This window comes from Enterobacter sp. MGH 4 (assembly GCF_000534735.1).
GTDB classification, from domain to species: Bacteria; Pseudomonadota; Gammaproteobacteria; order Enterobacterales; family Enterobacteriaceae; genus Enterobacter; species Enterobacter intestinihominis.
In genome coordinates, this window is sequence record NZ_KI973293.1 from 439,866 (window position 1) to 452,202 (window position 12,337).

Below are 12,337 nucleotides of genomic sequence, written 5' to 3' on the forward strand. Positions count from 1 at the left end.
ATGATAATAATTGTTCATCATTTTGATGAGCAGGTGTTCGGCAGGGTGACTTGAATATATTAATAAAAATATATAAAAAGAACGCTATTCATTTTAATTATGTATAAATTACCCAACCTATTTGTCGGGTAATTTATAACAGTACTATTGGCTTAGGCAATCTGAACCGGAATTGCCTTCGCAATACGTTTCATTTCATTATCGCCTTCAAAGTATGCCACTTTTGGCTGCCAGCGACGTGCCTCTTCGTCAGACATCATCACAAAGCTGGCAATAATGACGATATCACCCACGTCCGCGCAGTGCGCCGCTGCCCCATTAACGGAGATGATTTTAGACCCGCGTTCAGCGGCAATCGCGTACGTTGAAAAGCGTTTGCCGTTATTAACGTTCCAGATATCAATAGCTTCGTTTTCGAGAATACCCGCCGCGTCGAGAAAATCCTGGTCGATCGCGCAGGAGCCTTCATAGTGCAGGTCGGCCTGGGTGACTTTCACACGGTGAAGCTTACCTTGTAGCATTTTGCGAATCATTACGTTTACCTTTCACTTCCGGGTAGTAAAACTACGCCAGTTCAACCACTTTGTTGTCGATAAGGCGGGCCTGGCCGAGCCAAGCCGCCACCAGAATTACCGCACGTTTGCTGGTATCTGAGAGTTCCAGAAGCGTATCGGCATCCCGAATTTGAACGTCGTCAGCACGAAGACCTTTCTCGTTCAGCGCCTGTTCAGCCAGAGCGATGATTTCTTCTGCGGTTAATTCTTTTGCCAGCAGTTGCTCTGCCATGGTATTCATGACTTTGCTTAAGCCTGGCGCAATTTTACGCTGTTCCGCAGTCAGATAGCCGTTACGGGAGCTAAGCGCCAGGCCATCTTTCGCACGTACAATCGGCACGCCGACAATCTCTATGTCGTAGCCCATATCGGCAACCATTTTGCGGATCAGCGCCAGCTGCTGGAAATCTTTCTCGCCAAAGCAGGCGATGTCCGGCTGCACCAGGTTAAACAGCTTGCTGACGATGGTGGAAACGCCGCGGAAATGGCCCGGACGGCTGGCACCCTCCAGCATGGTCGAAATACCCGGTACGTCAACGTAGGTCGCTTCAGTGGTACCCTGAGGATAAACATCTGCGGGGGCCGGTGCGAAGACGATATCCGCATGACGTTTTTTGAGCTTCTCGCAATCTTCCTGCAAGGTACGTGGATAGCGCGCCAGATCGTCTTCGCGATCGAACTGCATCGGGTTAACGAAGATACTGACTACCACGATATCTGCACGGGCTCTCGCTTCATCGACCAGCTTCATATGGCCGTCGTGCAGATTGCCCATGGTCGGGACGAGGGCGATACGTTTACCTTCCTGACGTGCACGGCGGATATGCTGGCGCAGCAGCGGCAGAGTTTCTATGATTAGCACACCTGGACTCCTTAATGGAAACTGTGTTCTTCGCCCGGATAAACGCCGGACTCAACCTCGGCAATATACTGCCGCACAGCAGCACGCATGTCGCCTGCTTCTGTCAGGAAATTTTTAGCAAATTTTGGAATGTGACCGCCGGTGATCCCGAAGGCGTCGTGCATGACCAGAATCTGGCCATCGGTGACGTTGCCCGCGCCGATGCCGATCACCGGAATCGAGAGCGCCTCAGTGATACGCTTAGCCAGCTCAACCGGCACACACTCCAGCACCAGCAGCTGTGCACCAGCGGCTTCCAGCGCCAGGGCATCATCAAACAGCGTCTGCGCCGCATCGCCACGCCCCTGAACTTTATAACCGCCAAAGATATTCACGGATTGCGGCGTCAGCCCTAAGTGCCCGCAAACTGGCACGGCCCGTTCGGTGAGCATTTTCACCGTATCGACCAGCCAGTCGCCGCCTTCGATTTTGACCATATTGGCGCCGGCGCGCATCACAGTTGCCGCATTTTCAAAGGCCTGTTCCGGGGTGGCATACGCCATAAACGGCAGATCGGAAAGTAGCAGGCAGGCGGGCGCACCCCGGCGCACGGCGCGGGTATGGTAAGCAATATCCTCGACCGTGACCGGCAGAGTAGAATCATGTCCTTGTACCGTCATCCCTAACGAGTCTCCGACCAGCATGACGTTGATCCCTTCTTCGGCAAACAGTTTTGCGAAGCTGTAGTCATACGCGGTGATAGTGGCGAAGCGTTTCTTTTCCTGTTTGCATTTCTGCAATAAGGAGATGGTAGTTGGTTTCATACTGTTTCCTGATGGCCCAAAAGCGGATCTTTGCGCATTCTAACAGTAACATTCGAGGGAACAATGATTTTAGGCAATCGATTAACCATATTTGACACATGGCTAATCGGGGGTGACACGGGATTACCAGCGGACCGGTTTTTCCGCGTTGAGGCTTTGCAGAACGGCGTTCAGCGAGGTGCCGTCAGGGAAGGTGAGATCGGGGGCGACTTCAAACAGTGGCCAGAGCATAAACGCACGGTTTTTCATGTCATAGTGCGGAACGGTGAGGCGCTCGGTGTTAATCACCTTGTGGCCGAAAAGCATAATATCGAGGTCGAGCGTGCGCGGTCCCCAGCGTTCGGCTTTACGTACGCGACCCTGCTGTAGCTCAATACGCTGGGTATTATCCAGCAGCGTTTCTGCGTCAAGGGCTGTTTCCAGCACCACGGCGGCGTTCAGATAATCAGGCTGATCCTGCGGGCCGAGCGGGGGCGTACGGTAAAAGGAGGAGACCGCCACGATACGGCTTTGCGGGATCTCCCCCAGCGCCTGAACGGCAGCGTTAACCTGCTCAAGCGGAGAGGCCAGATTGCTGCCGATGGCAATATACGCAAGGGTCATGCTGTGCCTTCACGACGCGGCGCGCGCTTGCGCGGGCGACGGTGACGACGGCGCGGTGCCGGCTCGTCATCGAGATCCGTGAGCATATCTTTTTGCTCCGGTGGTGCAGAGACCTGAAATTCTCCCCACCACTGCGCCAGGCGCTGTAGCTCCTGGTTTCTTTCGACTTCAGCACGCAGAGAGAGCAAATCGAACGCGGCGCGGAACTTAGGATGCTCCATCAGTTTCCAGGCACGTTTACCCTGACGGCGGGACATACGCAGCTGAAGCTGCCAGATATCACGCACCAGCGTGGTAATACGTTTCGGGATCGCCAGCGTGCGACAGCCTTCGTCCAGCACGTCGTTTGCCGCCAGCGCGAACGCATCATAATAGGCGAGGCCGCTCTCCTGGGTAATGCGCTGCGCCGTTTCCAGCAGCGGATACCAGAACATGGCCGCGAACAGGAACGCCGGATTCACGCGCATATCGTTATGAATACGGGTATCCGTGTTCTTCAGCACCTGTGCAATCATCCGCTCCATTGCGCTGTCACCGTTTTCGGTGAAGTACCGGGTAATGGTCGGGAACAGCGGCTGGAACAGGTTGTATTCACGCAGCAAATTGTAGGTTTCAAACCCGTAGCCTGCCTGGAGCAGCTTTAACGACTCCTCAAACAGACGGGCAGGGGGGACGTCGTTAATCAGCGTCGCCAGGCGCGGGATCGGCTCTGCGGTTTCCGGGCTGATACGCATGTTTAGCTTGGCGGCAAAACGCACGGCGCGCAGCATCCGGACCGGATCTTCGCGATAGCGCGTTTCCGGCGTGCCGATCAGGCGAATCAGGCCGTCTTTCAGATCCTGCATACCGCCGACGTAATCGCGCACGGTAAAATCCGCCACGCTGTAGTAAAGGCTGTTGATGGTGAAATCGCGACGCTGAGCATCTTCTTCAATAGAGCCAAAGATGTTGTCGCGCAGCAGCATGCCGTTTTGGCCGCGCTGGGAAGTTGTGCGATCGTTGATGCCCGCTTCGTGGTGACCGCGGAAGGTCGCCACTTCAATAATTTCCGGCCCAAACATCACGTGCGCCAGACGGAAACGGCGGCCAACCAGACGGCAGTTGCGGAATAATTTACGCACCTGTTCAGGCGTGGCGCTGGTCGTCACGTCGAAATCTTTTGGTTTTTTGCCCAGCAGTAAATCGCGCACCCCGCCGCCGACGAGATAGGCCTCGTAGCCTGCTTTATTCAGACGATAGAGCACCTTGAGGGCATTTTCACTGATATCTTTGCGGGAAATATTGTGCTGCTCACGCGGAATGACCGACATGTGTGGCTGTGCAATAGCATCATTCGCCATGCTCTCTTCGCGGCTCAGCACTTTACGGCAAAAATTAGCGACTCGGGTAAAAATAGTACACCTCGTAGTGTGTTTTGTTATCAAAAAAGCGGCTAATCATAGCTCAGCGCAACGCATTTGAGAATGCTGGATTTTTGGCACGGCCATAAGCGTCCAGTCAGCAATGGCCGTTTTCAGCAATTCATCCAGACTCAGATCCTGCCATTCCTGCGTTACATTCTGGTTGAGAAATCGCAGCGCGTCGATCAATACCGGGCGCGGATCGCCGTCAGGCAGCGCCGGGGCATGATTCTGTTTTGACAGCTTACTCCCCTGTTCATTGACCGCCAGCGGCAGATGGATGTAATCCGGCACCGTCCAGCCAAACTGCTGGTAAAGCGATATTTGCCGCACGGTAGGCTCAACCAAATCCGCCCCACGCACGATTTCCGTGACGCCCTGGAAATGGTCATCGACAACCACCGCCAGGTTATAGGCAAACAAGCCATCGCGACGGTGAATAATAAAATCTTCACGCGCCAGACGATCATCCGCCTGAATGGTTCCTGAGAGGGCATCGGTAAACTGCGTCACCGGAGCGCGCTGTATCAGCCGTACGGCGGCATTCTCAGGGCCGTTGTGCCGCGTACGGCAGTGGCCGTCGTAAACGCCACCCACGCTCTGAATTCGCGCACGCGTGCAGGTGCAGTTATAGGAAAGGCCCTGTTCAGCAAGCCACGCCAGACGTTCACGGTAGGCATCATGGCGTTGAGACTGCCAGAGTACGTCGCCGTCCCAGTGAAGACCGTAATGTTCCAGCTGACGCAGAATAGTTTCTGCCGCACCGGGAACTTCACGCGGAGGATCGATATCTTCAATGCGAACCAGCCATTTACCCTGACGGGCGCGAGCCTGTAGGTAGCTGCCGAGCGCGGCAATTAATGAGCCGAAGTGTAATTCACCGGAGGGAGATGGCGCAAAGCGCCCGATATAGTGAGATTCAGACATAGCAACGGTAACAAGGCGGGAGAAACTCCCGCCTTAGCAGAGTAGTGAGAGGGAAGGCGTTAGCCAGCCATCTGTTTTTCGCGGATTTCTGCCAGCGTTTTACAGTCGATGCACAGATCGGCTGTTGGACGCGCTTCCAGACGACGAATACCGATTTCAACACCGCAGGATTCGCAGTAGCCAAAATCTTCGTCCTCGACCTTTTTCAGCGTTTTCTCGATCTTTTTGATCAGTTTGCGCTCGCGGTCACGGTTACGCAGTTCGAGGCTGAACTCTTCTTCCTGAGCGGCACGGTCGACCGGATCCGGGAAGTTAGCAGCTTCATCCTGCATATGTGTAACGGTGCGATCGACTTCATCCCTGAGTTGATTACGCCATGCTTCAAGAATACGCTTGAAGTGCGACAGCTGGGCTTCGTTCATATACTCTTCGCCCGGCTTCTCTTGATACGGCTCCACCCCAGCGATGGCGAGAATACTCAGGGACGATGTTTTACGGTTTTGCCCTTCTTGCATGTTGCTTCTCCTTAACACGCACTATCGATCCCCGTGTTGGGGGAAAAATCAGGTCGCTATAAATAGCAGATGCTTTTCCGTATGGCAATTATCTAAACGTAACACTTGACAACCCTGTGAGGAAAAGCGTATTTGCGCACGCGGCCAGAACACTTATTAGTCAATCGTCTAATCCCTTATAGGACAATGGGAAGAGAGGATCTCAGAGTCATATTATCGGCAGAAAGTTCCGCTTTATAAGCGAAAATCTCTACCCCCTGCTTTTGTGCCTCATTCAACAATTGCGCGTATTTAGGATCAATATGACGGGCCGGGGAAAACCGTTCAATGGCTGAATGCAGAACCGCAAACAGCAACACGGCGCGCTTGCCCGCCGCCGCTACACTCATTAGCTCCCGCAGATGCTTCTGGCCACGTAGCGTTACCGCATCCGGAAAGAAGCCGTTTTCCTCTTCCGCTAACGTCACTGATTTCACTTCAATATAGCACTCAGGGCGGTCTTCCGCCTGTAACATAAAATCAATTCTGCTGCCTTCATCGCCATATTTCACTTCGCTTTTTTGCGTGCCGTAACCCACCAGTTCAGGAAGGATTCCATTTGTCAGGGCTTCCTTAACCAGCTGATTTGCGCGCAGGGTATTAACGCAAATAAATGCCCCGCTTTGCGTCTCGGTCATTTCCCAGGTATGAGGATATTTGCGTTTAGTATTTTCTGATGTGGAATACCAGACCGTGTCACCCGGCGTGGCGCAACCGGTCATGGCGCCGGTGTTAGGACAATGCAGCGTGAGCGTTTCGCCCTCAGGCGTGATCACGTCAGCGAGAAAGCGTTTGTAACGCTGGATCAGCGTGGCGGGCTGGAGTGCAGGGCTAAACTTCATCAGGATTCCTTAACGTGTCGCCCAGCGACCAGCGCTGGAGCGGAGTGTAGCGGGTGCGTCCTTGTACAAAGGCAGATTCGTATAGGGCAAATTCATTCACCTGAAAGGACCAGTGAAAGCCCGGTGGCGGGATGGCAACAGCCTGACCCGCATCGCGCAGCAGGGTAATGTGGGGATGAAACGGCTGCGGGCTCTGATAACAGCCGCTGCGCGCGGCCTGCGCCCGCAGCATGTTGGCGAGCTGGAGCAGTCCGCGGGGGGGCTGCCGCGTCCCCAGCCAGACCACCCGAGAGCGCAGCCATTGCCCGGCATCGTCAAGATGCAGCGTAAAACCCGGCTGAGAAATGCGTCCGGCCATTGCGCTTAACGCGCGCTGCTTTTCTGCGCTCACCTCGCCAAGAAAAGCTAACGTCAGGTGCATATTGGCGGCGACGACAGGGCGGCCCGCTTCCGCGGGGAAGTGGCTGGCGCGCCAGCGAACAATTTGCCGTTGAAGCGTGGTGGGTAATTCAATGGCGAAGAATAGCCGTTTTGACTCAGACATGCGCAAGACTCGGTAATGATATGCGCCGATGCTACAATGTACGCCGATTAATGTTAACCCTCTGGAGCCGTAAGTGTCCTCTTTGCCCGTCGCCGTCGTCCTTCCTGAGCTTCTCGCAGCCTTAGAACATGCGCCACAGGTTTTGCTCAGCGCGCCCACCGGAGCGGGTAAATCCACCTGGCTGCCCCTGCAAATTCTGCGCGAGGGGAGCATCAGCGGGAAAATTATCCTGCTGGAACCGCGCAGGCTGGCGGCGCGCAATGTGGCGCAGCGCCTGGCGGAACTGCTGAATGAAAAACCGGGCGAGACGGTAGGGTACCGGATGCGCGCCGAAACCTGCATTGGCCCGTCTACGCGGCTGGAGGTGGTCACTGAAGGCATTCTCACCCGTATGCTGCAAAACGATCCGGAGCTGAGCGGCGTCGGGCTGGTGATCCTTGATGAATTTCACGAGCGCAGCCTCCAGGCCGATCTGGCCCTTGCGCTGCTGCTCGACGTTCAGCAGGGGCTGCGCGACGACCTTCGGCTGCTGATTATGTCGGCGACGCTGGATAACGAGCGGCTCCGGCAGACGCTCCCTGACGCGCCGATGATCTCCTCTGAAGGGCGTGCGTTCCCGGTCGAGCGCCGCTATCAGCCGCTGCCTGCCCATCAGCGTTTTGACGAAGCCGTTGCCATCGCCACCGCCGAATTGCTCCGTCAGGAACCCGGCTCGCTGCTGCTGTTTTTACCCGGCGTAGGCGAAATCCAGCGCGTACAGGAGCAACTGGCATCCAGGGTGAGCAGTGACGTTATGCTGTGCCCGCTCTACGGCGCGCTGCATTTGGCTGACCAGCGTAAGGCGATCCTTCCCGCACCGGCGGGGCAGCGCAAAGTGGTACTGGCGACCAATATCGCCGAAACCAGTTTGACCATCGAAGGCATTCGCCTGGTGGTGGACAGTACGCAGGAGAGGGTGGCCAGTTTTGATCCGCGTACCGGGCTGACCAGGCTACTGACGCAGCGCATCAGCCAGGCCTCAATGGTGCAGCGCGCAGGCCGAGCAGGGCGTCTTGAGCCGGGTATTTGCCTGCATTTAACCAGCGCCGAGCAGGCGGAGCGTGCGGCATTGCAGAGTACGCCTGAGATTTTACAAAGCGATCTCTCCGGGCTGGTAATGGATCTGATGCAGTGGGGCTGCCCGGACCCTGACCAGCTCACATGGCTTAATCCTCCGCCTGTTGTGAACCTTTCCGCCGCGCGCAGCCTGCTGACCCAGCTTGGCGCGCTGGAAGGCGAGCGACTGACGGCGCGCGGCCAGAAAATGGCGGCGCTGGGCAATGATCCGCGTCTGGCTACGATGCTGGTGGCAGCACAGGGCGACGATGAAATTGCCACGGCGGCAAAACTGGCGGCTATTCTTGAGGAGCCGCCGCGCGGTGGCAGCAGCGATCTGGGACAGGCCTTTTCACGCCAGCAGGGAAACTGGCAACAGCGCGCGCAGCAGTTGTGTCACCGTCTGAAGAGCCGGGGAGGATCGCCTGACAGCGATAAAGTTATCCCTCTTCTGGCCCAGGCCTTCCCGGACAGAATCGCGCGCCGTCGCGGGCTTGATGGTCGTTATCAACTGGCAAATGGGATGGGCGCGATGCTGGACAGCGATGATGCTCTGACGCGTCATGAATGGCTGATCGCGCCGCTCTTACTCCAGGGCAGTCACTCCCCGGATGCGCGCATCTTGCAGGCGGTTGCCGTAGATATTGACGCCCTGACGCGTGCCTGCCCGCAGCTGCTTCAGCAATCTGACATCGTCGAATGGGATGATGCCCAGGGCACGCTGAAGGCGTTCCGTCGTAGCCAGATTGGCAAACTGACGCTCGGGACAAAACCGCTGGCTAAGCCGTCGGAGGAAGAGTTACACCAGGCGATGCTGAACGGCATTCGGGAAAAAGGGCTGAGCGGATTGAACTGGACGCCTGAGGCTGAACAATATCGTATACGTCTGCACTGCGCCGCGAAGTGGCTGCCGGAACAGGGGTGGCCAGCGGTGGATGATGAGACGCTGCTCGCGACGCTTGAACAGTGGTTGTTGCCGCAGATGAGCGGCGTACACTCCCTGCGCGCCCTTAAGGCGCTTGATGTTAAGGCAGCGTTACAGAATTTACTGGACTGGTCGTTACGTCAACGTCTGGATAGTGAACTGCCTGGGCATTACACTGTGCCAACCGGGAGTCGGATTGCCATTCGTTATCATGAGGATAATCCGCCAGCGCTGGCGGTTCGGATGCAGGAGATGTTTGGTGAGGCCACCACGCCGTCCATCGCTGAAGGGCGCGTGCCGTTAGTGCTTGAGCTGCTTTCGCCTGCGCATCGTCCCTTGCAGATCACCCGCGATCTGAGGGCGTTCTGGGCGGGGAGCTATCGTGAAGTGCAGAAAGAGATGAAGGGGCGATATCCCAAACACGTCTGGCCGGACGATCCGGCGAATACCGCGCCGACACGGCGCACGAAGAAATATTCGTAATGGGGGAGTGCGGCCTGAAAGGGAAAGTGCGGCCTGATGCCCTCACCCCGGCCCTCTCCCACAGGGAGAGGGAGAAAACACTAAAGACTTTCCTGTCAGGAAAGTCTTGCTGTTTATTTTGAGAGATTTCTTCTTTCACTGACCTGTGCAAGATAAGAAAATCTGGCCTTTGCGCCTGAATGTTGCGGAGAAAAAGCATGGCGGGGAATGACCGCGAGCCAATAGGACGTAAGGGAAAGCCGACGCGTCCGGCGAAAGAAAAGGTAAGCCGTCGTCGCCTCAGAGATGAGGAGTATGACGATGACTATGAAGACGATTATGAGGATGAAGAACCGATGCCGCGTAAAGGGAAAGGCAAAGGGCGTAAGCCTCGTGGTAAGCGCGGCTGGTTCTGGCTGCTGCTGAAGCTGTTTATTGTTTTTGTTGTCCTGATCGCGATTTACGGCGTTTATCTGGATCAGAAGATCCGCAGCCGTATCGACGGGAAAGTCTGGCAATTGCCTGCGGCAGTGTACGGCCGCATGGTGAACCTTGAGCCGGACATGTCCATCAGCAAGAATGAGATGGTGAAGCTGCTGCAAGCCACGCAGTATCGTCAGGTCACGAAAATGACCCGTCCGGGTGAATTTACCGTCCAGGCGAAAAGCATTGAGATGATCCGCCGTCCGTTCGACTTCCCGGACAGTAAAGAGGGGCAGGTGCGCGCGCGTCTGACCTTTGACGGCGATCGCCTGGAAACCATTGAGAACATGGATAACGATCGCCAGTTCGGTTTCTTCCGTCTCGATCCACGTCTCATCACCATGCTGTCGTCCGCAAACGGCGAACAGCGCCTGTTCGTGGCGCGTAACGGCTTCCCGGATCTGCTGGTGGATACCCTGCTGGCAACCGAAGACCGCCACTTCTACGAGCACGACGGTATTAGCCTTTACTCCATTGGTCGTGCGGTACTGGCGAACCTGACCGCGGGGCGTACGGTGCAGGGGGCGAGTACCCTGACCCAGCAGCTGGTGAAAAACCTGTTCCTCTCCAGCGAGCGCTCTTACTGGCGTAAAGCCAACGAAGCGTACATGGCCGTGCTGATGGATGCGCGCTACAGCAAGGATCGTATTCTTGAGCTGTACATGAACGAGGTGTACCTCGGTCAGAGCGGCGATAACGAGATCCGCGGCTTCCCGCTGGCGAGCCTGTACTACTTTGGCCGTCCGGTAGAAGAGCTGAGCCTTGACCAGCAGGCGCTGCTGGTGGGCATGGTAAAAGGCGCGTCGATCTACAACCCGTGGCGTAACCCGAAACTGGCGCTGGAGCGTCGTAACCTGGTGCTGCGTCTGCTGCAACAACAGCAGGTGATTGACCAGGAGCTGTACGACATGCTGAGCGCGCGTCCGCTGGGCGTTCAGCCGCGCGGTGGGGTGATCTCTCCGCAGCCTGCCTTTATGCAGATGGTACGTCAGGAGTTGCAGTCTAAGCTCGGAGATAAAGTGAAAGATCTCTCCGGGGTGAAGATCTTCACCACCTTTGACTCCGTGGCGCAGGATGCGGCAGAAAAAGCGGCGGTTGAAGGTATTCCGGTTCTGAAGAAGCAGCGTAAGCTGAGCGATCTGGAAACCGCGATGGTGGTAGTTGATCGCAACACCGGCGAAGTTCGCGCCATGGTGGGCGGCGCCGAGCCGCAGTATGCGGGCTATAACCGCGCGATGCAGGCGCGTCGTTCGATTGGTTCTCTGGCAAAACCGGCAACCTACCTGACCGCGCTGAGCCAGCCGAATCTCTATCGACTGAACACCTGGATTGCCGATGCGCCAATCTCCCTGCGCCAGCCTAACGGCCAGGTGTGGTCTCCGCAGAACGATGATAAGCAGTTCAGCGGCCAGGTGATGCTGGTGGATGCGTTAACCCGCTCGATGAACGTGCCGACTGTTAACCTCGGCATGGCGCTGGGCCTCCCCGCCATCACCGACACCTGGCAGAAGCTGGGCGTACCGAAAGATCAGCTGCACCCTGTGCCAGCGATGATCCTGGGGGCGCTTAACCTGACGCCAATCGAAGTGGCCCAGGCGTTCCAGACCATCGCCAGCGGCGGTAACCGTGCTCCGCTCTCCGCCCTGCGTTCGGTGATTGCCGAAGATGGCTCCGTGCTGTATCAGAGCTTCCCGCAGGCGGAGCGCGCTGTTCCGGCGCAGGCGGCCTATATGACGCTGTGGACCATGCAGCAGGTGGTCCAGCGCGGTACCGGGCGTCAGCTGGGGGCGAAGTATCCTGGTCTGCATCTGGCGGGTAAAACCGGGACTACCAACAACAACGTCGATACCTGGTTCGCCGGTATTGATGGTCGTGAAGTGGTGATCACCTGGGTGGGTCGCGATAACAACCAGCCGACCAAACTGTATGGTGCGAGCGGCGCGATGTCGATTTACCAGCGTTATCTGGCAAATCAGTCTCCGGTGCCGCTGAACCTCGTTGCCCCGGAAGATATCGTCGATATGGGCGTGGACAGCTCGGGTAACTTCATCTGTGGCGGCGGCGTGCGTTCGCTGCCGGTCTGGACGACCAACCCGGATGCGCTGTGCCAGCAAAGCCAGCCAGAAGAACCGACAGGTAACCCGTTCGATCAGTCTTCTCAACCTCAGCAGCCGCAGCAGCAACAGCCGCAGCAGCAAGAAGAGAAGAAAGACAGCGACGGCGTCGCCGGCTGGATCAAGGATATGTTCGGCGGCAACTAGCCCTTATGACACCCCCTTCCCT

Annotated in this window: 11 protein-coding genes; 2 read left to right on the forward strand and 9 right to left on the reverse strand. The window is 56.7% G+C overall.

All coding sequences use genetic code 11. The annotated features are described in order from the left end of the window. Positions 1 to 152 precede the first annotated feature (152 nt). The 9 genes from panD to thpR all read right to left on the reverse strand — a co-directional run bounded on the left by panD (position 153) and on the right by thpR (position 7,089). Positions 153 to 533 (reverse strand): aspartate 1-decarboxylase, encoded by a 381-nt coding sequence (panD, locus tag L350_RS08620; protein WP_032625538.1) that lies wholly within the window; start codon positions 531 to 533, stop codon positions 153 to 155. Between the two features lie 31 nt (positions 534 to 564). Further along, entirely contained in the window at positions 565 to 1,416 is an 852-nt protein-coding gene (panC, locus tag L350_RS08615) for a pantoate--beta-alanine ligase (protein ID WP_022647085.1), read from the reverse strand. Between the two features lie 11 nt (positions 1,417 to 1,427). Then, a complete protein-coding gene (panB, locus tag L350_RS08610) occupies positions 1,428 to 2,219 on the reverse strand; it encodes a 3-methyl-2-oxobutanoate hydroxymethyltransferase (protein WP_022647086.1) in 792 nt (263 codons plus the stop codon). Positions 2,220 to 2,342: 123 nt separating this feature from the next. Beyond that, positions 2,343 to 2,822: a 2-amino-4-hydroxy-6-hydroxymethyldihydropteridine diphosphokinase gene (gene folK, locus L350_RS08605; RefSeq protein WP_032625542.1), complete on the reverse strand. Its 480-nt coding sequence runs from the start codon at positions 2,820 to 2,822 to the stop codon at positions 2,343 to 2,345. After that, positions 2,819 to 4,216, reverse strand: coding sequence for a polynucleotide adenylyltransferase PcnB (pcnB, locus tag L350_RS08600; protein WP_071892880.1), 1,398 nt, complete (start codon positions 4,214 to 4,216; stop codon positions 2,819 to 2,821). The genes folK and pcnB overlap by 4 nt, the downstream gene beginning before the upstream one ends. A 42-nt stretch (positions 4,217 to 4,258) precedes the next feature. Beyond that, positions 4,259 to 5,149, reverse strand: coding sequence for a tRNA glutamyl-Q(34) synthetase GluQRS (gluQRS, locus tag L350_RS08595; protein ID WP_032625546.1), 891 nt, complete (start codon positions 5,147 to 5,149; stop codon positions 4,259 to 4,261). Between the two features lie 59 nt (positions 5,150 to 5,208). After that, complete coding sequence (gene dksA, locus L350_RS08590; RefSeq protein WP_001155232.1) at positions 5,209 to 5,664, reverse strand: RNA polymerase-binding protein DksA; 456 nt, start codon at positions 5,662 to 5,664, stop codon at positions 5,209 to 5,211. 176 nt (positions 5,665 to 5,840) lie between these two features. Next, positions 5,841 to 6,545, reverse strand: a complete 705-nt coding sequence (gene sfsA, locus L350_RS08585; protein ID WP_032625548.1) for a DNA/RNA nuclease SfsA — start codon at positions 6,543 to 6,545, stop codon at positions 5,841 to 5,843. After that, complete coding sequence (gene thpR, locus L350_RS08580) at positions 6,535 to 7,089, reverse strand: RNA 2',3'-cyclic phosphodiesterase (RefSeq protein ID WP_032625550.1); 555 nt, start codon at positions 7,087 to 7,089, stop codon at positions 6,535 to 6,537. The genes sfsA and thpR overlap by 11 nt, the downstream gene beginning before the upstream one ends. A 73-nt stretch (positions 7,090 to 7,162) precedes the next feature. Here thpR and hrpB point away from each other — a divergent pair, with 73 nt between their 5' ends. After that, entirely contained in the window at positions 7,163 to 9,592 is a 2,430-nt protein-coding gene (gene hrpB / locus L350_RS08575; RefSeq protein ID WP_032625554.1) for an ATP-dependent helicase HrpB, read from the forward strand. A 197-nt stretch (positions 9,593 to 9,789) separates the two neighbouring features. After that, complete coding sequence (gene mrcB / locus L350_RS08570) at positions 9,790 to 12,315, forward strand: bifunctional glycosyl transferase/transpeptidase (RefSeq protein ID WP_023305460.1); 2,526 nt, start codon at positions 9,790 to 9,792, stop codon at positions 12,313 to 12,315. Positions 12,316 to 12,337 lie beyond the last annotated feature (22 nt).